The following is a 23,096-nucleotide window of genomic DNA, read 5'->3' on the forward strand; positions in this document are numbered from 1 at the left end:
GGCACGAGGTGCCGGCGCCGACGATGTGCGACAGAGACGAGGTGCCGCATCACGCCGATCTTACCGAGCCGACCGGCCCGCCCGCGCAACCATTTCTCCCGCCCCGCGACCCACCCGTCGCACCACCCATCAGCTCCGTCACCCCTCGTCCGGGCCGCACGCCTCCTCGAAGAAGTCGAGGTTCTCGTGGAGCGACTTCATCAGCCGGTCCCGTTCCGCCTCGTCCACCTGCACGGGGACGACCCCGGAGGCGTCGGTGAGGCGCCGGAAGCCGCCCCGGCTCTCCAGACGGCCGACGACCCTGATGGGGAGCCCGACGAGATGGGCGTGGACGGCGGTGCGGTACGCCTCCTCGCCGAGGGTGACGCGGACGTGCGGGACCTCCGCCCCGCCGAGCACCCGCAGCCGGACGGTGCCGTCGCCGCGCGGCCCCGAGCGCCGCATGCGGACGACGGCCCCCGTGATGCGTACCGGTACGGAGGGCTCGTCCGTCAGGTAGCGGGCGCTCGCCTCGCGCAGCGCGGGCAGGTCGCCCGGCGAGAACTCGACGGGTTCGGGGCGGGCGGCGCACCCCTCGGGCGCTCCGGCCGCCGGGGCCCATTCGAGGGCGATCCTGGCGCCCTCGGTGCCCCGGACCAGGGCGACGAGGGCCTCGGTGAGCTCGCGGCTGACGCCCGCCTCGACGGCGGCGTCGAAGGCCTCCATGCCGCCGGTGGCCCGCTGGTAGTCGGTGGCCTCCCGGGCCGCGTACAGCGCGTGGTAGAGCCGGACGGCGATCGGCCGGCCCGGTTCGACGGGCAGGAAGGCGGTCAGGCCGCGCCCGCCGGGCGCCGCGCCCACGACGACGGTCTCCAGGGAGGCCTGGGCGGGCCTGCGGTGGCGGGCGCCGTGGTATCCGGCCCGGCCGCGCACGGCGAGGGCGCCCGCGAGGAGCAGTTGGCGGGCCGCCGACCTGAGCTGTTCCTGCACCGTCCAGGGGACCGTGCCGGCCGGGCCCGGCGGTACGTCGCGCCACCAGCGGATCTCGTCGCTGGGGACGGTGAGGCCGGTGAGGACCTCGCGCGCGGACGGCGTGCCGCTGTGGGCGAGGGCGGCGAGCGCCTCGCCCAGCAGGTCCTCGCAGTCCGGGAAGGCCCGGCTCTCCGGGACGAGCAGGCTGGTGCCGCCGCTTCCCGTGCCGCCGCCCGGGCCGCCGGGCGGCGTCCAGCGGCTGTAGCGTCCGGCCGCCCCGCCGCGCCGCCGCCAGCCGTGGCGGGCGAGGAGTGCGCCGAGGACGCGCGGGTCGACCCGCCCGGGGTCGGGCGGGCCCTGTGTGTCGGCCCAGGGTCCCGCGGGCGGTGCGGGGATCCCGGTCCAGGGCCCGGGGGTGTCGCCGGGCGCCGGGTGGGGCCGGTAGGGCGGCGGTACGGAGCCGGAACCGCGCCCGCCGCCCTCGCCACCGGTTCCGTACCCGCCACCGGTTCCGTACCCGCCACCGGCTCCGTACCCGCCGTCGGGGTCGTCGATCGGTCGGTGCATCAAGGTCTCCCTCCCACGCCGACCCGGGTCATGATCTCGCAGAGCGCCCGGTCGTCGAAGATCCGCGCCGTCGGGATGCGCACCGTGGTCCGGCGGCGTCCCGTGACCGGGTGTCCGGCCAGGTTGATCCAGTAGCAGCAGTGCCGCAGGTCGAGCCGGTCGTGGCTCGCCCTGAGCCAGTCCTCCTGCGTCCTCGGGACGAGCATCACGACCAGGATCTTGTGGACGGACACCGGCGTCCTGGCGAGCTTCACGAGGTGGTCGTTGTCCAGGGTGAACGAGAACGCGTTTCCCGGCGGGTGCGGCGGTATCTGGTAGGTGCACTTGAGCTGCACCTTGATGGTCACTTCGTCGTCGACGGTGTGTGCGGGAGAGCCGTGGCTGACGTGCCAGTCGATGCCGTTGTCCGGAAACGGCTGGGACAGCGAACAGCCGGCCGCCGCGGCGACCGCGTGGAGGTAGCCCACCTGGAGGGTCTCCATGCAGGCGGTGGTGGCGAGTGAGCCGCGCGTCGATGCTGCCCGCTGGGGCGGCAGCCCTCCCGACTCGGGCTGGGCGAGCGCCATGTCGATTTCCTTCCCCGTCCCTGGTGTTGTCACCGGTCCGCGTACGGCGCAAACAGTGCGGGTATCACCGTTTCGGGCAGGGGGTTGGCCATCTGCCGCTGGGGTGCGAGGAGTTCGGGGATGACAACGCACTGGTACGAAGGGCCCTTGGCCGCTTTCGACACGGAGACCACGGGAGTCGACGTCGAGGAGGACCGGATCGTTTCGGCCGCCCTCGTCGTGCAGGACACGTCAGGGGCGCGTCCGCGGGTGACGCGCTGGCTGGTCAATCCGGGCATAGCCGTGCCCGAGCAGGCCACCGCGATCCACGGCCTGACGGACGATCACCTCCAGCGGAACGGCCGGTGGCCGGCTCCGGTGATGGAGGAGCTGGCACGGGCGCTCGCCGACCAGACCGCCGCGGGGCGGCCGCTCGTGGTGATGAACGCACCGTTCGACCTGACGATGCTGGACCGGGAGCTGCGCCGGCACCGGGCGTCGTCGCTGGGGACCTACCTGGGGAGTTCGCCGCTGTGCGTGCTCGACCCGCGGGTCCTGGACAAGCACCTGGACCGGTACCGCAAGGGCCGCCGCACGCTCACCGACCTCTGCGCGCACTACGAGGTGGAGCTGGCCGGGGCGCACGACGCGGCGGCCGACGCGACGGCGTCGCTGGAGGTCGTACGGGCGGTGGCGCGGCGATTCTCGTCCCGGCTCGAACGGCTGACCCCGGCGGAGCTCCACACGCTCCAGGCGGTGTGGCACGCGGCCCAGGCGCGCGGGCTCCAGGCGTGGTTCACGCGGCAGGGGACGCCGGAGACGGTGGACCCGGCATGGCCGCTGCGGCCGGAACTGCGCACGGCGGCCTGACACATGGGGCGGGCCGACGCGGCTTCCGCACGGCAAAGGGCCGCATGACAAAGGCCGGTCCGTCTTTCGACGGACCGGCCTTTCCCGGTGGGCGATACTGGGATCGAACCAGTGACCCCTTCGGTGTGAACGAAGTGCTCTCCCGCTGAGCTAATCGCCCGGGAACGGGTTGAACCATACAGGCCCGCGCGGGTTTCCTTCAAACCGCCCGCCCGTCGCCCGACCACCGCCGACCACCGCCCCTCATCGGCGCTCTTCGAGAGACCCCTTCATACGGGCGGCGAGTCCGCGTCGGCCGCTCCGCATCATCAGCGCGTGGTTGGCCCGGAAGACGGGCCGTCCGGGGACGGCGAGGACCCGCAGGAGCCGGGCGTGGACCTCCACTTCCTGCTCGTACACGGCACGGGTACCGGCCCCTTCCGCCGTGAGCGTCCAGCGGACCCACCCCTCCAGGTCCCCACCGAGGCCGACCTCCAGGATCCGGGCGCCGGGGTCGCTGCGCAGGGCGCGGACGGTGACGACGAGCTCGTACGGGAGGAAGGAGCGGAAGCGGGCGGTGCCGGTGGTGTCGTCGAGGGGGACGACCTCGCGGACCTGGGGCCACCAGAGCGGGTACTCCGCGCCGCGTTCGAGCACGGCGTAGACGGCGTCGGGCGGGGCGGCGAGCCGCCAGACACTCCGGAAGCGGTACCGGCACCAGTCCATGCCCCCAGTCTGGGGTACTCAGGCCCGGATCTGAGTACGGCGACGCATTCCCGTCACCTGTGGCCGGGGCCACACTCCGGGTATGGACACTTCCCTGCCGCCCGCGGACGAGCTGGTGCTCGTCGACCGCGAGCTGGCGCAACTCGACGCGCGCCGGACCCAGTTGCTGGCCCGCCGGGCCTGGCTGATCCGGGCGCTGTACGCGCCGGCCACGGCGGCGCCGCCGCTGTGGCCGGCGACCAGGGCGGTCGCGGACTCGACCCCGCGGAGCGCGCAGAACGTGCTGCTGACGCTCGGCGGAACGCTCCTGACGATCGCCGCGGTCGCCTTCACGCTGGTGAGCTGGGGCTCGATGGGCATCGGCGGCCGCGCGGCGGTGCTGCTCGTGGTGACCTCGGCGGCCCTGGCCGCGCCGGTGGTGCTGCTGCGGAGGGGTCTGGTCTCGACGGCCGAGTCGGTGGGGGCCCTGGGCCTCGTCCTGATGGTCCTCGACGCGTACGCGCTGCACCGGGTGGCGCTGGCCGGCACCGACGGCCTGGGCTACGCGGCGGTCGCGTCCGCGGTCCTCGCGGGCGCGTGGACGGCGTACGGCTCGGCGCTCCCCCGGCTGCGGATCCCGCTCCCGGTGGCCGTGGTCGCGGCCCAGCTGCCGCTGCCGCTCGGCGTGCTCGCGGCCGGGGGCGGACCGACGGCCTTCGCCTGGGCGGCACTGGTCACGGTCGCGGCGGACGTCGCGCTGGCACTGTGGACCACCCGCCCGGCGGCGGTCCGGATCACGGCGACCACCGGGGCGACGGCGCTGGGCGCCTGGTCGCTCCTGACGGGCGCGTGGCTCTCCCTGACCTCCCCGTGGAGCGGCGCGCCGCTCCTCCTGGCGGGTACGGCGCTGACCTTGTACGTGGCCTGCCGCCGGCCCCCGCTCGCGCCGGCGGCCTCGGCGCTCGCGGGCCTGTCGGTGGTGGCGGCCCTCGGCGGCCTCCTCCGCGCGGCGCTCCCGGCGGACTGGGCGGTCCCGGGGTACGTGCTGTGCGGTCTCGTCCTGGCGTCGGTGTGGCGCGCGGGGACGTCCGGCGCCGCGGACCGGACGGCCGCGGGTCCGGCACCGACCCCGCCGGCGACCGGGGGTGCCGCCTCGCCGGAGCCCGGTGCTCCCGCTGACGCACGTCACCCTCGCCCGGAGGCCGGTGCGGCCGCGCGGCTGCCGCGCGGCGTCCGGCTCGGGCTGGCCGCCGCCGGGGCCGGGGTCGTGGCGCTCGGTGCCCTGTGGGCGCTGCCGCCCGCCGCCGCGGGTCTGCTGGGGCCGGTGGGCCGCACGACAGACGTGTGGTCCGGCGAGCACGCCGAGCGCGCCCTGACCTCGTACCCGGCGACCGCCGCCCTGGTCCTCCTCGTGACCGCTCTCGCGCTCGCGGCCGTCCCCCGGCTGTGGGCCCGCTGCGGCGCGCTCGCGGCGGTCTGGTCGCTCCTGACGGCCCTGCCGGTCTCCCTGGAGCTGCCGTACGCGCCGACGCTAGTCCTCCAGCTCCTCACCACGGCGGCCGCGCTCACGCTCGCCGTCCGCCCCGGCCCGCTCCTGCGTGGACTGCGGCAGAGCGAGGCGCCGGACGCGGCGGCCGGACAGCCCTCCGGGCCCGCCGTGCCGCCGCTCCCCGGCCCCGGGTCCCCGTGGGGCACCTGGGCGCCCCGGCAGCCCCGGACGCGGGCGGCCGTCCTGGAGCCCCGTGCCGTGCTCGGCTGGTGCGGGTACGCCGGCGGGCTCGCGTCCGCCGTGAGCGCGGTCGCGCTCGCCCTGGACGTCCGCGGGGCCACCTTCGCCTCGCTGGGGGTGCTGCTCGGCCTCTTCGCAGGTGTCGCCGTGCTCGGGGAGGGCGCGCGCCGGGTGGTGTCCGCCTGCGTCGCCGTGTTCGCGGCGACGGGCATCGTGTTCGCGGTGGCGGCCGCCGCCGGGTTCGAGGACCACTGGACGGCGCTCGCCCTGCTCCTGGTCCCGGCGGCCACCGCCGCGCTGGGCTCCCGGACGCGTACGGGCCCGGTGGCCCTGGCGGCCGAGATCTCCGGCGCCTCCGTGGGGCTGCTCGCCCTGGGGATCGCCGCGTCCCGGCCCGCGTTCCTCGCGCTCGCCCTCGCCCTCGGCGGAGTGATCGCGGCGGCGACGGCGGTCCGGCCGGAGCGGCGTCGGTTCGCCTCGTGGACGGCGGCGGTCCTGTTCCTCCTCGCCACCTGGGTGCGGCTCGCGGTCTCGGACGTGACGACCCCGGAGGCGTACACGCTGCCGGTGACGGTGCCCGCGCTGGTCGTCGGCTTCCTGCGGCGGCGCCGGGACCCGGAGGCCTCGTCCTGGACGGCGTACGGCCCCGGTCTCGCGGCGACGCTGCTGCCGGGCCTGCTCGCGGCCTGGGTGGACCCGGACTGGGTGCGCCCGCTGCTCCTGGGGGTCGCGGCGCTCGTGGTGACGCTCGTCGGCGCGCGGTTCCGGCTCCAGGCGCTGCTCGTGCTGGGCGGCGCGGCGCTGGCCCTGGACGGGCTGCACGAGCTGGCCCCGTACGTCGTGCAGGCGGTGGGCGCGCTGCCCCGCTGGCTGCCGCCGGCCCTCGCCGGGCTCCTGCTGCTCGCGGTGGGCGCCACCTACGAGCAGCGGCTGCGGGACGCCCGGCGGCTGCGGGAGCGGCTGGCGCGGATGCGGTGACGCACCGGGAACGCCGAAGGCCCGGAGACGGTGTCCGTCTCCGGGCCTTCGGGCCGGGTGGTGGGCGATACTGGGTTCGAACCAGTGACCCCTTCGGTGTGAACGAAGTGCTCTCCCACTGAGCTAATCGCCCGGGCGCACCGCAAACATTACCCCATGTCAGCGGGGCTCCCGAACCATCGGAAGGTCACTCGTCGATCTTCCACGGCATGACGAAGCCGAACTTCCAGAGGTAGACGGCGAGCACGGCGGCGATGATCACCAGGCCGATGGTGGTGAGGATGATGTTCCTGCGGCGGACCTTGGGATCGAGGGCGCGCTGGGCGGCCTCGGTGACCTTCCGCTTGGTCCAGCGGAGCACGAGCTGTGCCCAGACGAACTCGGTCGCCCAGATCGCCATGCCGCCGAAGATGACCAGCCAGCCGGGCCCGGGCAGCGGCAGCATCACGATGCCCGCGCCGACCACGGCCAGTCCGACGATGAAGACACCGACCTGCCAGCTCAGGTGCAGGCCTCGTCGGGACTTGATGAACTCCGGTGCGCGGGATCCCAATTCGGCTTCCTGGCCGGCTGCGGAATCCCCTGTGCGCTCGTCACTCTCCGCATGCATACCCCCCAACTTACCGGACGCGAGGGGCCAACCGGTATGGCGGTATTACCCAAAGTTACATACCGCCATCCGAGCTACCTGAACGATCACAAAACCGACAGAGGGGTTTACAACGGCACTGGAGGTGGCATGTCGATTTCGCCGACGTGCGAATCCCCGAGCGCACACTGAGCGAAAGGCCCTGGCGCTTATGAACACCACGGTCAGCTGCGAGCTGCACCTGCGCCTCGTTGTGTCGAGCGAGTCCTCACTGCCTGTACCCGCGGGCCTGCGGTATGACACGGCCGATCCGTATGCCGTGCACGCCACCTTCCACACCGGAGCCGAAGAGACGGTCGAGTGGGTCTTCGCCCGCGACCTTCTTGCCGAGGGGCTGCACCGGCCCACCGGCACGGGCGACGTCCGCGTCTGGCCATCCCGTAGTCACGGCCAGGGAGTCGTCTGCATCGCGTTGAGCTCACCCGAGGGAGAAGCCCTGCTCGAGGCCCCGGCGCGGGCTCTGGAGTCGTTCCTGAAGAGGACCGACGCCGCCGTGCCACCGGGCACCGAGCACCGGCACTTCGATCTCGATACGGAGCTCTCCCACATCCTGGCGGACAGCTGAGCCAGGCCGAGAGCCGCACGACGCCGTCCGACTCGGGGCGACGGCGCCGCGTGGGCAGTCACATAGGCACGACGACGGCGTTCCCCACCGCGCAGCCGGCGCGGTGGTGGGCGCCGTTGTCCCTTTCCCGGCCGCGCTAGAGTCAGCGCCATTCCGCGGGCGCCCGCCCGCGGCCGGCCAGGGAGCGAATCGTGCTGATCCCCCACGACACCCGGATCGCCCTCGACACCGTCGTCGATCTGATGAACACGTCCCCCCAGGGCGACCGCCCCGACGAGCTCGCGGACCTCGAAGGGCTGCGGACCTTCGTCCACGCCCACAAGATCAGCGACGTGGGCGTGCTCGGCGCCGACGACCTGCGGGCCGTGCGCGAGGTGCGCGAGAAGTTCGCCGCGGTCTTCTCGGCCCCCGAACCCCGCATCGCGGCCCCGCTGATCAACCAGCTCGTGGCGGCGGCGGGCACCACTCCGCAGCTCACCGACCACGACGGCTACGACCTGCACGTGCACTACTTCGCGCCGGGCGCCTCGGTGGCGGACCATCTCAGCGCGGACTGCGGCATGGCCCTCGCGTTCATCGTCGTGGCGGGCGAGCAGGAGCGGCTGCGGCGCTGCGAGGCGCCGGACTGCGGCCGGGCCTTCGTCGATCTGTCCCGTAACCGCTCGCGCCGCTACTGCGACAGCCGCACCTGCGGAAACCGCCTGCACGTGGCCGCGTACCGGGCGCGCCGCAAGGAAGCCGCGGGCTGACGGCCGAGGCGCCCCCTCGGCCCGCTCACAGCATGAAGAGGTCGTGCACGGCGGCCGTGAGCAGCAGACAGCCGATCACCGCGAGGAAGATCATCAGCGGTGGCTGGGAGAGCGCGAACAGACAGCCGCGCGGCTCTTCCACGGGGAGGTCGGCAGCGCCGGCGGCATCGGGGGCGGCGGGGACGGGTTCCCGCGAGGTATCCAGCATCTCGGGGGGATGATGACGCACACCCCGCCCGGGAAATCCCGAAACACGCCCCATGGCAAGGTCTTCACCCGTTCCCGTGGATCACGGGAACGGGAACCGCCAGAAGTGATCAGATTCCGTGCTTCTTCAGAATCGCCTCGATGTCGCTGAAGTCCTCGCCGGCAGGCTGGCCGGCCTGGCGGGCCTGGCCGGGCTGAGGCTTCGGCCCCACGGCGCGCGAGGGCGAGGAAGCGGCCGGGGCCACGGCGGGCCGCTCCGCTCCCCCGGTGGTCTCCTTGCGGCCGCCCCTGCGCCGCTCGACGGCCCGCGTGGACGAGAGGAGCAGCCAGGCGCCACCGAGCACGCCGAACCCGGCCCAGGCCACGGGGCTGAAGGCCGTGTCGGCGATCCAGGCCACGGCGCCGGTCATCACGAGACCCAGCGGCACCAGGGCGTAGGCGGCGATCCGGGCGGCGGACAGGTAGCGCTTCCGGTACGCCGTGATCCCGGCGATGCCCAGGCCCGCCACGGCCGCCGCGGAGCAAATGGTCTCGGCGAGCATGCGATCCTCCTGGTCCGGGTGATACGTCCCTTCCATCCTGCACCGCCGAGGGCACCCGGGGCCACGTCCCGGGGCCCTTCTCAGGGAGATCTCGGGGTCGCCACGGCCGGATCTCCTCCCCAGGGCCCGGTGAGGGACACTGCTGGCATGAACGACTCCACCACCGCACCCGCCTCCCCCGTCGTCCTGGAGGCCTGGTTCGACCTCCAGTGCCCCGACTGCTTCGTGGCCCTCGACGACGTCCGCGCCCTGCGCGAGACGTACGGCGACCGCCTCGACGTACAGCTGCGCCACTTCCCGCTGGCGAAGCACAAGCACGCGTACGCCGCCGCCCAGGCCGCCGAGGAGGCCTTCGAGCAGGGCAAGGGCTGGCCGTACGTGGAGGCGCTGCTCGCCAGGACCGCCGAGCTCGGCGACCGGGGCGAGCCGGTGCTCCTGGAGGTGGCGACCGAACTGGGTCTTGACGCCGAGGAGTTCGACACCGCCCTCATCGACGGGCGCCACCTGCTGACCGTCGACGCGGACGAGGCCGAGGGCAAGGCGATCAAGGTCACCGGCACCCCGACCTATGTGATCGACGGCGAGCGCCTCGACGGCGGCCAGAGCCAGGACGGCCTGCGGCAGCGGATCGCGGAGATCGCCGACCGCCTCCTGAAGGGCTGACCGACCCCCTACAGAAGGTCCTTGGCGCTGTTCACGTAGGTGGTCCGGTAGCCGAGGGACTCGTAGAGCCGGATGGCCGGGGTGTTGCCCGCGAAGACGTGGAGTCCGAGCAGTTCGTCCCCGGTCTCCCGCGCGACCCGCTCGGCGAGCAGCATGAGGGCCCGGCCGTAGCCGCGGCCGCGCTGCTCCTCCGCGACCTCGATGTCGTACACGAAGGCGGTCCACCGTCCCGGTTCGAGCTCGATGCGGCCGGTCCACAGGAAGCCGGCGGGCCGCCCGTCCCGGACGACCACGTGGATCGCGATGCCGGGGGTGGCCAGGCCCTGCGGGAGGTACCGGCGGTGGCTGTCGTCGGCCTTGGCGCGGGCCTGGTCCGCGGGGACGCCGCGGTCGATCCAGCTCTGCGCGAAGGCCTCCTTGGCCCGCGCCTCCCATTCCGTGAACTCGCTGCCGGTCATGGGCCGGACCTCGACGCCCTCCGGCAGGGCCGGCGGCTCGGCGGCCAGTTCCTTGACCATGTTCCGGCTGCGCTCGGTGTAGCCGAGCGCCCGGGCCATCCGCAGCCCCGCCTCCGCGTCGGCGGGCACCGATATCTGCACCTCGACACAGCCCCAGCCCCGCAGCACCTCCTCGGAGGCGAGCGCGGCGACCGTGCCCCGGCCCCGCCGCCGGTCCGGCTCGTCGACCCGGAGTCCCCGGATCACCCCCGAGGCGGCACCGAAGCCCGGATCGGTCGAAAGATGGACGGAACCGACGCGGCGGCTGTTCACGCACACGTCGTAGGTACGGGAACGGCCGCCGTCGGGCGTCTGCTGAAGCGGCTCGGCCGGCCGCAGGGTGGTGGTCATCATGGGTGTTCTACCCACCCTCGGGCGGTCCGTCATCCGGATTTACGCGCGACGGTTCACCGGGGGCCTGTCAATGGGGCCGTTCAGGCGCGGCCGTTCAGGCGCGGCCGTTCAGGCGCGGCCGTTCACGCCGGGCCGTTCACGCCAGGCGCGGGTCCCGGTCCTGGGCCGCGCGCTCGTCGAAGATCCGCATGGCCTTGGCGGTGACCGGTCCGGGAGCGCCGGTGAGCGTGCGCCCGTCGACGCGGTGCACGGCCTGGACGTCGCGGAGCGTCGAGGTCAGGAAGATCTCGTCGGCCGTCTCCAGTACGTCCAGCGGCAGGTCGGTCTCCTCGGCACCGGTCCACTCCACGGCGAGGGCGCGGGTGATGCCCGCGAGGCAGCCGGAGGCGACGGGCGGGGTGTGGAGCGTGCCGTCGAGCACGACGAAGACGTTGGAGCCGGTGCCCTCGCAGAGCTGCCCCACGGTGTTGCCGAAGAGCGCCTCGGAGGCCCCCTGCTCGCGCGCCCTGGCGAGGGCGACGACGTTCTCCGCGTACGAGGTGGTCTTCAGACCCGCGAGGGCGCTGCGCTCGTTGCGGGTCCAGGGCACGGTGATCACGGCGGTGGAGTCGGCGCGGCGGACGGTCTCGCCGAGTCCGACGACGAGGCTGCCGCCGGCGTCGCCGCGCTCCGAGCCGAGCGGGGAGAGACCGCCGGTGTACGTGATCCGCAGCCGGCCGAGCTCCATCGGGTTGGCGGCGAGGACGGCGGCGCAGGCGCGGCGGACCTCGTCGAGGTCCGGTTCGGGCAGGCCGAGACCGCGGGCGGAGCGGGTGAGGCGCTCCAGGTGGAGGGTGAGAGCAAACGTTTCGCCACGCTCGGCCTTGACGGTCTCGAAGACGCCGTCGCCGACGGTCAGCCCGTGGTCCAGTACGGAGACCAGGGCGGCCTCCGCGTCGTGCAGTCCGCCGTTGACCCAGAGTTTCATCGAGAGATGGCCTTTCCGCTCGCCTCGTAGGCGCCTGACTCGTAGGCGCCCGACGCTATCGCGACCAGCCGGGACGCCTTCAGCTCGGTCTCCTCCCACTCGCGCTCCGGGTCGGAGCCCCAGGTGATCCCGGCGCCGGTGCCGAAGCGGAGCACGCCCTCGGGGCGGTCGATCCAGAAGGTGCGTATGCCGACGGCCAGCTCGGCGGTGCCCGCGTCGGCGTCGACCCAGCCGATGCCTCCGCAGTACGGGCCGCGGGGGGCGGTCTCCAGGGCCTCGATGATCCGCAGGGCGCTGGACTTGGGCGCGCCGGTGACGGAGCCGGGCGGGAAGGTCGCGTCGAGGAGCGCGGGCCAGCCGGCGTCCTCGCGCAGGAGGCCGGTGACCGTGGAGACGAGGTGGACGAGGCCGGGGTGCTCCTCGATCGCGCAGAGGGCGGGGACGGCGACGGAGCCGGTCTCGCTGACGCGTCCCAGGTCGTTGCGGACCAGGTCGACGATCATCACGTTCTCGGCGTGGTCCTTGGGGAGCAGGTCGGCCGCGGTGCGGCCGGTGCCCTTGATGGGACCCGAGGTGATCAGGGCCCCTTCGCGGCGGAGGTAGAGCTCCGGGGAGGCGGTGGCGATCTCCACGCCGTGGGCGGGCAGCCGAATCGTTCCGGCATAGGGAGCCGGGTTGCCCCGCGCGAGCAGCGCGGTCAGCGCGTCGACGTCGGCGGCGGCCGGGTCCGGCAGCGGCGCGGTCAGCACCCGGCAGAGGTTCGCCTGGTAGACCTCGCCCCGCGCGATGTGCTCGCGCACGCGCCGGACGCCCGCGGTGTACGCGGCGCGGTCGAGCGAGGACGTCCAGTCACCGGTCCCGGGGCCCCGCCAGGCGCCCGGCACGGGCGCGGGAACCGGGTCGGCCCGCACATCGCCGAAGCGGGCGCAGGTCAGACGGCCTTCGAAGTCCGCGCAGACGGCCCAGAAGCCGGTGGAGTCCAGGGCCTCGGGGTCATGGGTGACGTCCCGGAGATCGGTCGCGACGAGGCCGCCGAAGCGGGCCAGGGGAGCAAAGTCGTGCACGCATCGAGTCTAGGTCGGGTGGAGCGGGTCCCCGGGTCGTGTGCGCGGGGCGTGTGCGCCGGGGCTCCGTGCCACCCGGGGAACACGGCGAGTGAACGCCGCGCGAACCCTCCGGGGCGTCCGGCCGGGCACCCCGATCGGCCCGCAGGTCAGCACGCTGCGGAAACGCGTTTTTGTACTGGCCCAGGAATCCGCTAGAGTTCAACACGTCGCCGGGACGCGCAAGCGGAACGGAAACGACAAGCGGACGTGGCTCAGTTGGTAGAGCATCACCTTGCCAAGGTGAGGGTCGCGAGTTCGAATCTCGTCGTCCGCTCGATGTGGGGGATCTTCCCGAACCCCTGTTATCACTCCTGGTGGAGTGGCCGAGAGGCGAGGCAACGGCCTGCAAAGCCGTCTACACGGGTTCAAATCCCGTCTCCACCTCCAAGGACGATTAGCTCAGCGGGAGAGCACTTCCCTGACACGGAAGGGGTCACTGGTTCAATCCCAGTATCGTCCACTGGATCTTCGGATCCTGGATCTCCGGATCCCCCGCGCGATTAGCTCAGCGGGAGAGCGCTTCCCTGACACGGAAGAGGTCACTGGTTCAATCCCAGTATCGCGCACACAGCACCCGGCACCGTCGTTCACGACGTGTCCACCACCCGCGCGATTAGCTCAGCGGGAGAGCGCTTCCCTGACACGGAAGAGGTCACTGGTTCAATCCCAGTATCGCGCACGCAGTATGGAGTATCTTCGGATACGACGTGTGCACAACCCCGCGCGATTAGCTCAGCGGGAGAGCGCTTCCCTGACACGGAAGAGGTCACTGGTTCAATCCCAGTATCGCGCACCACCTGAAGAAGCCCCCGGCCGCGGCCGGGGGCTTCTTCGTGCTCGGGATCCTCAGGAGGAGAAGAGCATCCGGCCGAAGCCGCGCTGGCGGTAGTGACCGCCGTGGTGGCCGCCCTGGTGCGGGGCACCCCAGGCGGGGGCCGCGGGGGCGGGCTGCGCCGGGTAGGCCGCCGGCGGGGCGGGCGGGGCCTGCTGGGACCACTGGGACTCCAGGCGGGTCAGGGCCTCCAGCTCGCCGAAGTCCAGGAATATCCCGCGGCAGCCGCTGCACTGCTCGATCTGGACGCCGTTGCGGTTGTACGTGTGCATGGCCGCATGGCACTTGGGACACTGCATGCTCGGCTCAACTCCCTGACATTGCCGTTCGAATGGTGGCTTCACCTTACGTGGACGCCGAAGGGGCCGATTCGGTTCGGTACCCGGCGATACGGGCACAGGTGTCGATCATCACGCCCTCGACCTCGTCGAGCGGCCGGCGCTCGGCCGTGGACTTGGCGACGGCCAGGGCCGCCGTCTGGACCGTCAGCGCCCGGGCCGGGACGTCGAGTTGGACCCATGGATCGGCGCCGACGGCCGGGCCGCCCGCCTCCTGGTACGCGCCGAGGAAACGGGACCACACCTCCGGCGGCAGGATGCCGGCCGCGAACCAGGCCGCGGGGCGGGCCAGATCCCACGCGGGATCGCCGAGGCCGAGGTCGTCGATGTCGATGAGCCGCCAGGGGCCGTCGCCGACCGGCCGGGGCTCGCGCACCAGTTGACCGAGGTGGAAGTCGCCGTGACAGAGCAGCCGGGGACCGGACGCGCCGGCGTCGGGGGTCGTCCGCCAGGCGCTCAGCACGGTGGCGGCGGCCGGGTGGTCCGGCGCCGTCCTGCGCATGCGGTCCACCGCGAGCGACACCTTGAGCGGGGCCCGCATCGCCGGGAGCCGCGCCGCGAGGGCCGGCGGGGGCGCCGTGCGGTGGAGCAGCGCCAGGAGCCGTGCCGCGTCCTCCCAGGGAGCGGCGTCGGGGTCGTCCGGGGCGACGGGCGATCCGTACGGCCAGACCGTGACGGTGCGGCCGTCGGCCTCGGACCCGGCCTCGGTCCCTGTCTGCCTCGGGACCGGGAGCGGGAGCGGCGGGAGGAGCACGCCGTCGACGTCGGGGTGGGCGGCGAGGGCCAGGCGGGCACGGTGCGCCTCGGGGTCGGTGTCGGGGGCGTGCGCCTTGGCCACCAGGGCCCCGTGGCGCACGACCGTCCCGTCCTCCCGGTCGGCGAGCACGCCGATCAGGCCGCTCGCGCAGTGGCAGGGCTCGCCGGGGCGGTGAGCCGCCGCGCGTGCCACGGCAGCGAGGCGGTCGAGCCGGGCCGGCGGTGGTGGTGTTGGGGTTGGGGTGGCCTGTGAGGGCCTGGCGGCGGGGTCCACGCGGGGAGCGTACGCGGCGGTCGGCGACGACCGGGTGGAGGGACCCCGTTCCGGGAAGCGCGAAGGCCGGTCAGCTCCCCAGCTGACCGGCCTCACGCTGCCGTCCGTCACACCCCCGTCCCCACGGGGTTGATGGCCGGATGTCCCCGACCCGGGCCGCTCTCCCAGGTCCGGGCGCTGTTCAGCGCCCCAACATCACGCCCACGGACGACGCCTGTGTGACCACTGCTTCCCAGCCGCCGAAGACGACCACCAGCAGGGCCGCGAGAGGGAGGACCATGGCCGTGGCCACCAAGGGGTGACGACGGCCCGAAGGGCTGGTGGTCGACCGCGGTGCCGTGTACGCCATGGTTCCTCTCCTGTCGTGTCTGGCGCGGCGGGTGCGTGACCTCGGGGGACGAGTGCTGCACCCGCCGCTGACAACAACACTAGGGATCGGGCGGCGCCGGGACGTCATGCCCGCGTACCGACTTCCGGGCCTCCCGGAGGATGACGCCCGGCCGCGCGACGTACTCCCCTGGGTGGAGACGACGGTCCGGAAGTGGGGGTGTTCCCGGAGGGGTCCGCCCGTCCGGGCAGGTCACCGGGCGTGACATCGCTCACTTCACCGGGCCTTCTCCTCGTCTCGGGCCCCCGAGGCCCGGGAAGCCGTCCGCAGGGGCTTGTCGTGCCCTTGTCGACCCTTCGTCAAGTGATCTGTGGAGAAGGGGGGTTGGGCCGGGTCCGGCTCTGCTCGGCTTCTTCCCTTCCCCCTCAGCACTGACAATCGATCCCGGTGCGAGGGCGCGGCCTATGAGCACGTTCGGGCGCCACTACGTAAGCTGTGCCACGTCGAACGGACGAGGGGACGGACATGGCGATGATGCGGCTCCGGCGCGAGGATCCGCGGATCGTCGGGTCGTTCCGGCTCCACCGCAGGCTGGGGGCCGGCGGGATGGGGGTCGTGTACCTCGGGTCCGACCGGCGCGGTCAGCGCGTGGCGCTCAAGGTGATCCGGCCGGACCTGGCCGAGGACCAGGAGTTCCGGTCGCGCTTCGCCCGCGAGGTGTCCGCGGCCCGGCGGATCCGCGGCGGCTGCACGGCCCGGCTCGTCGCCGCCGACCTGGAGGCCGAGCGCCCCTGGTTCGCCACGCAGTACGTGCCCGGCCCCTCGCTGCACGACCGGGTCGCCGAGGAGGGCGGGCTGCGCGCCGCCGACGTCGCCTCGATCGGGGCCGCGCTCTCTGAGGGCCTGGTCGCCGTCCACGAGGCCGGCGTCGTCCACCGCGACCTGAAGCCCTCGAACATCCTGCTCTCCCCCAAGGGCCCCCGGATCATCGACTTCGGCATCGCCTGGGCCACCGGGGCCAGCACCCTGACCCATGTCGGTACGGCCGTCGGCTCCCCCGGCTTCCTCGCCCCCGAGCAGGTGCGCGGCGCGGCCGTCACCCCCGCCACCGACGTGTTCTCGCTCGGTGCCACGCTGGCGTACGCGGCGATGGCCGACTCGCCCTTCGGGCACGGCAGTTCCGAGGTCATGCTCTACCGGGTCGTGCACGAGGAACCACAGCTCCACGGAGTCCCCGACGCCCTGGCCCCGCTCATCCGGGCCTGCCTGGCGAAGGACCCCGAGGAGCGTCCCAGCACCCTCCAGCTGTCGATGCGGCTCAAGGAGATCGCCGCCCGCGAGGCACAGGGCCTGCCCGCCTCCCGTCCGCCCGTCCAGCGCGAGCGCGCCGAGGAGCGGAACGTCGTCCGGCCCACCGAGCGCTACACGGAGCGGGACACCCGCGGCCAGGGCCCCGAGCGGGACGCGGAGCGCGAGCAGCGGGGGCAGGCGCGGGGCGCCGCACCGGCCTCACGGCCCTCGGCAGGGCCCCGGACCGGCGGCTCGCGCGCTCCCCAGTCCCGTCCCGGCACCCGGCCGGGCGGCCGCTCGACGTCGACCGGCCGCCGTCCCGCCAACCCCCGCCTGCTGCGGCAGCGCCTCTTCGTCTTCGTGGTCGTGACGCTGGTCGTCGCCCTGGGTATCGCCGCCGCGCAGGCCTTGCAGGGCTGAGGCCTTCCTCGAACGACCACAAGCCGACCGGGAGGTCGTGGGACCTTCCCGTCGGCTTGGTGGTGGGTGGTGGGTGGTTGTCTTTCAGGACTCCGGGCGGCCCGTTGCCACCGCGTAGAACGCCACCGCCGCCGCCGCGCCCACGTTGAGCGAGTCGACGCCGTGCGCCATCGGGATCCGGACCCACTCGTCTGCCGCGCGCAGCGCCTGCGTCGACAGGCCGTCGCCCTCCGCGCCGAGCATCAGCGCCACCCGCTCCAGCCGGTGCGGGGCCGCCTCGTCGATCGACGTCGCCTTCTCCGCCGGAGTGAGCGCGAGGAGCTTGAAGCCCGCCTCCCGTACCGCCTCCAGGCCGCGGGGCCAGGTGTCCAGGCGGGCGTACGGGACGGAGAAGACCGCGCCCATCGACACCTTGACCGAGCGCCGGTAGAGCGGGTCCGCGCAGTCCGGGGAGAGCAGGACGGCGTCCATGCCCAGCGCGGCCGCGCTGCGGAAGATGGCGCCGATGTTGGTGTGGTCGTTGACCGACTCCATGATCACCACCCGGCGGGCGCCGGCGAGCAGCTCCGTCGCGTCCGGAAGCGGCTTGCGCTGCATGGAGGCGAGGGCGCCGCGGTGCACGTGGTACCCGGTGACCCGCTCGGCGAGGTCCGGCTGGACCGCGTACACCGGCGCCGGGACCTCGTCGATGACGTCGCGCATGACGTCGACCCACTTGGCGGAGAGCAGCATCGACCGCATCTCGTACCCGGCCTGCCTGGCCCGGCGGATGACCTTCTCGCCCTCCGCGATGAACAGGCCTTCGGCGGGCTCGCGTCTGCGCCGGAGTTCGACGTCGGTCAGGCCGGTGTAGTCGCGCAGGCGCGGGTCGTCGGGGTCGTCGATCGTGATGAGTTCGGCCACGGGGTGATACTGCCTTGTCCGGGGTGTCGTGCCAATGTGTGCGACGGTGTGCGACCGGGTCGGGTTACCTCTCGGTACCGGCCCGGGTCACTTCACCAGTTTGTCCGGGCCCTCGGTGACGACGTCTCCGATGACGATGACGGCCGGCGGGCGGACCTCCTCGGCCTTGACGGTCTCGGCGACCGTCGCGAGCGTGGCGTCCACCCGGCGCTGGGTCGCCGTGGTGCCCTCCTGGACCAGCGCCAGCGGGGTCTCCGGGCTCTTGCCGTGCGCGATGAGCGCCTCGGCGATCTTTCCGATCTTGTCGACGCCCATGAGGATGACGAGGGTGCCGGTGAGCTTCGCGAGGGACGCCCAGTCGACGAGCGAGCGCGGGTCGTCGGGAGCGACGTGCCCGCTCACCACCGTGAACTCGTGGGCCACCCCGCGGTGCGTGACCGGGATGCCGGCCGCGCCCGGGACCGAGATCGAGCTGGAGATGCCGGGGACCACCGTGCAGGCGATGCCTTCGACGGCGAGCGCCTGGGCCTCTTCCATGCCCCGGCCGAAGACGAAGGGGTCGCCGCCCTTGAGGCGGACGACCGACTTCCCGGCCTTCGCGTGCTCGATGAGCGCGTTGTTGATGGCCTCCTGGGCCATGAAACGGCCGTACGGGATCTTGGCCGCGTCGATCACCTCGACGTGCGGGGGCAGCTCGTCGAGGAGGTCGCGCGGGCCCAGCCGGTCGGCGATGACCACGTCCGCCTCGGCGAGCAGCCGGCGGCCGCGGACGGTGATCAGGTCCGGGTCGCCCGGGCCGCCGCCGACCAGGGCGACGAAGGGGGTACGGGAGCGGTGCGCGGGTGCGGCGAGCGAGCCGTCGCGGAGGCCCTCGACGATCGCGTCGCGCACGGCGGCGGAGCGGCGGGGGTCGTGGCCGGTGAGCACCGCGACCGTGACGCCCGCGTCGCGGCCGGTCGCCGGGGTCCAGGCGGTGGCCGCCTCGGCGTCGTCGGCGCGCACGCACCAGGTGCGGGTCCGCTCGGCCTCGGCGGAGGCCGCGGCGTTGGCCGCCGCGTCGGTGGTGGCCACGAGTGCGTACCAGGTGTCGGCGAGGTCACCGTCCTCGTACCGCCGCTTCACCCAGGTGATCTCGCCGGCCTCCGCCATCGCGTCCACGGAGGGGGTCGCGGACGGGGAGATCAGCGTGATCTCGGCGCCCGCGGCGATCAGCGCGGGCAGCCGGCGCTGGGCGACCTGGCCGCCGCCCAGGACGACGACGCGTCGGCCCGCTAGACGCAGACCGACGGGGTAGGCGGGGTGCGCCGCGATCTCGGTGTGCTCGGCCATGGGTGGGCGGCTCCTCGGAGAGGCTGTGAGGGTGCGGGGCCGCTGCTGCGGTGGAGCGGCTGGTGGGGCTGGTGGCGTTGCCTGGGGCTCACGATATCGGGGGTGCGTGGCCGTCACGCTGTGACGGATCTCCCGGTCGGTGCGTCCGTGCGCGGGGGCCGCGCAGGGGCCGTGCTCGGGACTGCGTGTTCTACGGCGCCTTCGGGCGCATGAGGGCCGGAGGCTCTGATGCGCCACAAAACACGCTCTACGTCCCGAACACACGGCCCCTGCGCGTCCCCCACTCCCGTGCGTGGGTGGGGGACGCGCCGGTGGTGCTACTTCTCGGTGACGCCCGCCGAGTCGAACGTGGCCACCTCGTGCATCGCACGGGCCGCGCTCTGGACCAGGGGCAGGGCGAGCAGGGCTCCCGTGCCTTCGCCGAGGCGGAGGTCCAGGTCGACCAGGGGGCGCAGGCCCAGCTTGTTCAGGGCCGCCACGTGGCCCGGCTCCGCGCTGCGGTGGCCGGCGATGCAGGCCGCCAGCGACTCCGGGGCGATCGCGCGGGCCACGAGGGCCGCCGCTCCGGTGGAGACGCCGTCGAGGATGACCGGGGTACGGAGCGAGGCCGCGCCCAGGATCAGGCCGACGAGGGCCGCGTGCTCCAGGCCGCCGATCGCCGACAGGACGCCGATCGGGTCCGCCGGGTCCGGCTTGTGCAGGTCGAGGGCGCGGCGGACCACGTCCACCTTGCGGGCGTGCGTCTCGTCGTTGATGCCGGTGCCGCGACCGGTGACCTCGGCGGCGTCGACCCCGGTGTAGACCGAGATGAGCGCGGCGGACGCGGTGGTGTTCGCGATGCCCATCTCGCCGGTGAGGATCGCCTTGTTGCCGGCGGCGACCAGGTCGCGGGCCGTCTCGATGCCCACCTCGATCGCGGCCAGGACCTCTTCGCGGGTCATCGCGAGGCCCGTGGTGAAGTCGCCCGTGCCCGGGCGGACCTTGCGGGGAAGGAGGCCGGGGGTCGCCGGAAGTTCGGAGGCCACGCCCACGTCGATGACGCAGACCTCGGCGCCGACCTGGTTGGCGAACGCGTTGCAGACCGCTCCCCCGCCGAGGAAGTTGGCCACCATCTGGCCCGTGACCTCCTGCGGCCAGGGCGTGACGCCCTGGGCGTGGACACCGTGGTCGCCCGCGAAGATCGCGACCGCCGCCGGCTCCGGGATCGGAGGAGGGCAGATGCGGGAGAGGCCGGAGAGCTGTGCCGAGATGATCTCCAGCATGCCCAGGGCCCCTGCGGGCTTGGTCATGCGCTTCTGGCGCTCCCACGCCTCGCCGAGCGCCTTGGCGTCCAGCGGGCGGATGTTGGCCACGGTCTCCTGGAGCAGGTCGTGCGGCTCCTCGCCGGGCAGGGCGCGGCGGCCGTACGTCTCCTCGTGGACGACCCAGGCCAGCGGGCGGCGCTTGGACCAGCCCGCCTGCATCAGCTCGGGCTCCTCCGGGAACTCGTCGACGTATCCCACGCAGAGGTACGCGACGACTTCGAGGTGCTCGGGCAGGCCGAGCGTACGGACCATCTCGCGCTCGTCGAAGAAGCTGACCCAGCCGACGCCGAGGCCCTCGGCGCGGGCGGCGAGCCAGAGGTTCTCGACGGCCAGCGCGGAGGAGTACGGGGCCATCTGCGGCTGCGTGTAGCGGCCCAGGGTGTGGCGGCCGCCCCGGGTCGGGTCGGCGGTCACGACGATGTTGACCGGGGTGTCGAGGATGGCCTCGATCTTCAGTTCCTTGAACTGCTTCGCCCGGGCCTTCGGCAGCGACTTGGCGTAGGCGTCGCGCTGCCGCTGGGCCAGCTCGTGCATCGTCTGCCGGGTCTCGGCGGAACGGATGACCACGAAGTCCCAGGGCTGCGAGTGGCCGACGCTGGGGGCCGTGTGGGCGGCCTCCAGGACGCGGAGCAGCACCTCGTGCGGGATCGGGTCGGAGCGGAAGCCGTTGCGGATGTCGCGGCGCTCCCGCATCACGCGGAGGACGGCCTCGCGCTCGGCGTCCGCGTAGCCGGGGGCCGGCGCGTCGGAGGAGTGGGAGGGGTTGACCTCGGACGGCTGGGCCTCGGAGGCCGGGATGTCGGAGGGTGCGACGTCGGAGGCCGGGGCGTCGGCGAGCTGGGCCTCGGAGGCCGGGGCGTCGGCGAGCTGGGCGTCGGGGGCTGTGACGTCGGCGGTTGCCACGTCGAGCGCCTGGGCCTCGGGGGCCTGGGCCGGCTGCTCTTCGGCCTCGGTGAGTTCGTCGGTGACGGTGAGCTCTTCGGCGGCCTTGAGCTGTTCGGCGTCGGCGGCCGTGGGCTGCTCTGCGTCGGTGAGCTCGTCGGCTTCCACCAGCTCCGTGGCGTCCACGAAGCCTTCGGCCTCGGGCGTCGCCACGGGCTCGGTCTCCGGGGCTACGGCGGCCTCGATCGGCGCCTCCACCTCGGTGACGGCCTCGGGCTGCGCCGCCGGCGCGTCCGCGGGCTCGGTCGGGGCGGGCTGCTGCGGCTGTTCGGTCGTCACGGCCTCGGCCGGGGCTTCCGCCACCGCCTCCGGCTCGGGGGCCTGCTCGGGCAGGGGCTCGGGGGTGGCCTCCGCCACGACGAGGATCTCCTCGACGGGGGCGGCCTCGACGAGGACCTGCTCCGCCGGCGCCTCGGCGACGGGCTCCGGCAGGGCGTCCGCCTCGGGCTCCGGCGCCTGCTCGGCCTCGGGCGCGGGGACGGGGACGGGGGCGGGGACCTCGGCGGCGGGCTCGGCCTCGCGCGGCGCGGGCACGGTGGCCTGGGGCTCGGCCTCGGCGAGCTCCGGGGCCGCGGGCCCGGTCGGCTCCTCGGGCAGCTCGGGAGCGACGGCCACCGGGGCCTCGGCCGGTTCCTCGGTCTCGGCGACCGGGGTCGGGGCGAGGTGCGGGGCCGTCGGGACGGAACCCTCGACCTGGACGAACTGTCCCGTCGGCGGGACGACCGTTTCTGCGGGGAGGACCGGCTGGGGTGCCAGGGCCTCCTGCGGCTGCGCGGCCCACGGCTCGGCGCCCTGCGGCGCGAGCTGCTGGTCCTGCGGGATGTCGAAGTACTCGGGGCCCGTCGTCGGCGGTCCCGGGTTGCGTACGGGCATCGGCGCGGGTCCGGTGGCCACGACCGGCGTGGGCTGCGGGGCCGGGGCGGGCGCGGCGGCCGGGCCGCGGTCGGCGAGCGAGAGCACGACGCCACCGGTGGCGTCGGGCACGGGCGGGCCCATGTGCAGCGGGCGCCGGGCGGGCGGCGGGGTCGGAGCGCCGGCGGGCTGCGGTACGCGGACGCCGCCGAGGTCGACCGAACCGGTGTCGCGGCCCGCGGCCTCGTGGGCGCCGGTGTCGAGGATGCCGGGCTCGTAGCCGTGGTCGGCGAGGACGGGCTCCTGCGCGGCGACGGGGACGCCGTGCGCCGGGGTGCCCTGGACGGGAGTGCCCTGCGCCGGGGTGCCCTGGGCGGGAGTGCCGTGTGCCGGGGTGCCGTGCGCCGGAGTGCCGTGCGCCGGAGTGCCGTGCATCGGCGTCCCGTGCGCCGGAGTGCCGACGGGCTGGGCCTGCTGCGGGGTCTGGCCCTGGGGGGCGGTCAGGACGTCCGCGAGGACGAAGGGCTCCGGGAGCGGGTCGGTGAGCGGGTCGCCCATCGGGGCCGCCTGCGGAGCGACGGGCACGGGCTGCATGCCCTGGTGCGGGACGACGGGGGGCACCTGCGGCGCCGGTACGGCGACCGGCGGCGCGGGCGCGACGCCCGGCGGGTGCTCGCTCCAGGCGCCCTGGGCGCCCGGCATGAGGAGGATCTCGTCGTCCTCGGCTGCGTGCTCGGAGGGGTCCAGGAAGGTGTACGCGCCCGGTGCGGGGATGCCCGGCTGCTCGACCATGCCTGCGTTCTCCGGCAGTCCCTCGCCCGAGACCTGGCCGGTGTCCGTCATGCGTACCCCTCGCCCATCGCTTGTACTTCCTTCAGACCTGCGCCCGTCGTGAACAACGAGCG

21 protein-coding genes and 8 tRNA genes are annotated in these 23,096 nt (G+C 74.0%); 12 read left to right on the top strand and 17 right to left on the bottom strand.

Features of this window, described 5'->3' with window-relative positions; translation table 11 throughout:
• Positions 1-138: 138 nt before the first annotated feature.
• Both ACFC0G_RS34380 and ACFC0G_RS34385 read right to left on the bottom strand, forming a co-directional pair.
• Complete coding sequence (locus ACFC0G_RS34380) at positions 139-1,518, bottom strand: hypothetical protein (protein WP_376411257.1); 1,380 nt, start codon at positions 1,516-1,518, stop codon at positions 139-141.
• Positions 1,518-2,084 (bottom strand): DUF4365 domain-containing protein, encoded by a 567-nt coding sequence (locus ACFC0G_RS34385; RefSeq protein ID WP_376411259.1) that lies wholly within the window; start codon positions 2,082-2,084, stop codon positions 1,518-1,520. Before ACFC0G_RS34385 ends, ACFC0G_RS34380 begins: the two co-directional genes overlap by 1 nt.
• 120 nt (positions 2,085-2,204) lie before the next feature.
• Here ACFC0G_RS34385 and ACFC0G_RS34390 point away from each other — a divergent pair, with 120 nt between their 5' ends.
• A complete protein-coding gene (locus ACFC0G_RS34390; protein ID WP_376411262.1) occupies positions 2,205-2,933 on the top strand; it encodes a 3'-5' exonuclease in 729 nt (242 codons plus the stop codon).
• A gap of 88 nt (positions 2,934-3,021) precedes the next feature.
• Here ACFC0G_RS34390 and ACFC0G_RS34395 read toward each other — a convergent pair.
• Positions 3,022-3,093 (bottom strand) — tRNA-Val (locus tag ACFC0G_RS34395).
• Positions 3,094-3,176: 83 nt separating this feature from the next.
• Positions 3,177-3,638, bottom strand: a complete 462-nt coding sequence (locus ACFC0G_RS34400) for an SRPBCC family protein (protein WP_376411265.1) — start codon at positions 3,636-3,638, stop codon at positions 3,177-3,179.
• An 82-nt stretch (positions 3,639-3,720) separates the two neighbouring features.
• Between ACFC0G_RS34400 and ACFC0G_RS34405 the strand changes: the two genes are divergently transcribed.
• On the top strand, positions 3,721-6,324 hold the full coding sequence (locus ACFC0G_RS34405) for an SCO7613 C-terminal domain-containing membrane protein (RefSeq protein ID WP_376411268.1): 2,604 nt from the start codon (positions 3,721-3,723) through the stop codon (positions 6,322-6,324).
• A gap of 58 nt (positions 6,325-6,382) precedes the next feature.
• On the opposite strand, the gene ACFC0G_RS34410 is transcribed toward ACFC0G_RS34405, so the two are convergent.
• Positions 6,383-6,457: transfer RNA gene (locus ACFC0G_RS34410), tRNA-Val, on the bottom strand.
• A 54-nt stretch (positions 6,458-6,511) separates the two neighbouring features.
• Positions 6,512-6,934 carry a TIGR02611 family protein gene (locus tag ACFC0G_RS34415; protein WP_376411271.1) on the bottom strand — a complete coding sequence of 141 codons (423 nt, stop codon included), beginning with the start codon at positions 6,932-6,934 and terminating at the stop codon, positions 6,512-6,514.
• Positions 6,935-7,124: 190 nt separating this feature from the next.
• On the opposite strand from ACFC0G_RS34415, the gene ACFC0G_RS34420 reads away from it, so the two are divergent.
• On the top strand, positions 7,125-7,538 hold the full coding sequence (locus ACFC0G_RS34420) for an SsgA family sporulation/cell division regulator (RefSeq protein WP_015032345.1): 414 nt from the start codon (positions 7,125-7,127) through the stop codon (positions 7,536-7,538).
• 191 nt (positions 7,539-7,729) lie between these two features.
• Complete coding sequence (locus ACFC0G_RS34425) at positions 7,730-8,287, top strand: CGNR zinc finger domain-containing protein (RefSeq protein WP_376411274.1); 558 nt, start codon at positions 7,730-7,732, stop codon at positions 8,285-8,287.
• Positions 8,288-8,312: 25 nt separating this feature from the next.
• Here ACFC0G_RS34425 and ACFC0G_RS34430 read toward each other — a convergent pair whose 3' ends face one another.
• A complete protein-coding gene (locus ACFC0G_RS34430) occupies positions 8,313-8,495 on the bottom strand; it encodes a hypothetical protein (RefSeq protein ID WP_376411277.1) in 183 nt (60 codons plus the stop codon).
• A gap of 109 nt (positions 8,496-8,604) precedes the next feature.
• Positions 8,605-9,036, bottom strand: coding sequence for a hypothetical protein (locus ACFC0G_RS34435; protein WP_376411279.1), 432 nt, complete (start codon positions 9,034-9,036; stop codon positions 8,605-8,607).
• Positions 9,037-9,183: 147 nt separating this feature from the next.
• On the opposite strand from ACFC0G_RS34435, the gene ACFC0G_RS34440 reads away from it, so the two are divergent.
• Complete coding sequence (locus ACFC0G_RS34440) at positions 9,184-9,699, top strand: DsbA family protein (protein ID WP_376411282.1); 516 nt, start codon at positions 9,184-9,186, stop codon at positions 9,697-9,699.
• Positions 9,700-9,707: 8 nt separating this feature from the next.
• Here ACFC0G_RS34440 and ACFC0G_RS34445 read toward each other — a convergent pair whose 3' ends face one another.
• The 3 genes from ACFC0G_RS34445 to ACFC0G_RS34455 form a co-directional block, all read right to left on the bottom strand.
• Positions 9,708-10,547: a GNAT family N-acetyltransferase gene (locus ACFC0G_RS34445; protein WP_376411285.1), complete on the bottom strand. Its 840-nt coding sequence runs from the start codon at positions 10,545-10,547 to the stop codon at positions 9,708-9,710.
• Between the two features lie 139 nt (positions 10,548-10,686).
• Positions 10,687-11,517: an aminotransferase class IV gene (locus ACFC0G_RS34450; protein ID WP_376411289.1), complete on the bottom strand. Its 831-nt coding sequence runs from the start codon at positions 11,515-11,517 to the stop codon at positions 10,687-10,689.
• Entirely contained in the window at positions 11,514-12,581 is a 1,068-nt protein-coding gene (locus tag ACFC0G_RS34455; RefSeq protein ID WP_376411292.1) for a chorismate-binding protein, read from the bottom strand. Before ACFC0G_RS34455 ends, ACFC0G_RS34450 begins: the two co-directional genes overlap by 4 nt.
• Positions 12,582-12,824: 243 nt before the next feature.
• On the opposite strand from ACFC0G_RS34455, the gene ACFC0G_RS34460 reads away from it, so the two are divergent.
• The 6 genes from ACFC0G_RS34460 to ACFC0G_RS34485 all read left to right on the top strand — a co-directional run bounded on the left by ACFC0G_RS34460 (position 12,825) and on the right by ACFC0G_RS34485 (position 13,419).
• Positions 12,825-12,897: transfer RNA gene (locus tag ACFC0G_RS34460), tRNA-Gly, on the top strand.
• A gap of 39 nt (positions 12,898-12,936) precedes the next feature.
• A tRNA-Cys gene (locus ACFC0G_RS34465) sits at positions 12,937-13,010 on the top strand.
• 1 nt (position 13,011) lies between these two features.
• Positions 13,012-13,083: transfer RNA gene (locus ACFC0G_RS34470), tRNA-Val, on the top strand.
• A gap of 34 nt (positions 13,084-13,117) precedes the next feature.
• A tRNA-Val gene (locus ACFC0G_RS34475) sits at positions 13,118-13,189 on the top strand.
• Between the two features lie 41 nt (positions 13,190-13,230).
• Positions 13,231-13,302 (top strand) — tRNA-Val (locus ACFC0G_RS34480).
• 42 nt (positions 13,303-13,344) lie between these two features.
• Positions 13,345-13,419 (top strand) — tRNA-Val (locus ACFC0G_RS34485).
• 50 nt (positions 13,420-13,469) lie between these two features.
• Here the strand turns inward: ACFC0G_RS34485 and ACFC0G_RS34490 are convergent.
• From ACFC0G_RS34490 to ACFC0G_RS34500, 3 genes are all read right to left on the bottom strand, one after another.
• Positions 13,470-13,754, bottom strand: a complete 285-nt coding sequence (locus ACFC0G_RS34490; RefSeq protein ID WP_376411295.1) for a zf-TFIIB domain-containing protein — start codon at positions 13,752-13,754, stop codon at positions 13,470-13,472.
• A gap of 46 nt (positions 13,755-13,800) precedes the next feature.
• On the bottom strand, positions 13,801-14,742 hold the full coding sequence (locus tag ACFC0G_RS34495; RefSeq protein ID WP_376411298.1) for a phosphotransferase: 942 nt from the start codon (positions 14,740-14,742) through the stop codon (positions 13,801-13,803).
• Positions 14,743-15,004: 262 nt separating this feature from the next.
• Positions 15,005-15,172, bottom strand: a complete 168-nt coding sequence (locus tag ACFC0G_RS34500; protein WP_024758747.1) for a hypothetical protein — start codon at positions 15,170-15,172, stop codon at positions 15,005-15,007.
• Positions 15,173-15,676: 504 nt separating this feature from the next.
• Here ACFC0G_RS34500 and ACFC0G_RS34505 point away from each other — a divergent pair.
• Entirely contained in the window at positions 15,677-16,861 is a 1,185-nt protein-coding gene (locus ACFC0G_RS34505) for a serine/threonine-protein kinase (protein ID WP_376411301.1), read from the top strand.
• A gap of 84 nt (positions 16,862-16,945) precedes the next feature.
• Here the strand turns inward: ACFC0G_RS34505 and ACFC0G_RS34510 are convergent, their stop codons facing one another.
• The 3 genes from ACFC0G_RS34510 to cobT all read right to left on the bottom strand — a co-directional run bounded on the left by ACFC0G_RS34510 (position 16,946) and on the right by cobT (position 23,034).
• Positions 16,946-17,764 (bottom strand): RNA methyltransferase, encoded by an 819-nt coding sequence (locus tag ACFC0G_RS34510; RefSeq protein WP_317593825.1) that lies wholly within the window; start codon positions 17,762-17,764, stop codon positions 16,946-16,948.
• 87 nt (positions 17,765-17,851) lie between these two features.
• The gene (cobA, locus tag ACFC0G_RS34515; protein WP_376411305.1) at positions 17,852-19,093 is read right to left on the bottom strand and encodes a uroporphyrinogen-III C-methyltransferase; all 1,242 of its coding nucleotides are present in this window, start codon (positions 19,091-19,093) and stop codon (positions 17,852-17,854) included.
• 317 nt (positions 19,094-19,410) lie between these two features.
• Positions 19,411-23,034 (bottom strand): nicotinate-nucleotide--dimethylbenzimidazole phosphoribosyltransferase, encoded by a 3,624-nt coding sequence (gene cobT / locus ACFC0G_RS34520; protein WP_376411309.1) that lies wholly within the window; start codon positions 23,032-23,034, stop codon positions 19,411-19,413.
• Between the last annotated feature and the right edge of the window lie 62 nt (positions 23,035-23,096).

Source organism: Streptomyces sp. NPDC056169 (assembly GCF_042268445.1).
Taxonomy (GTDB): Bacteria; Actinomycetota; Actinomycetes; order Streptomycetales; family Streptomycetaceae; genus Streptomyces.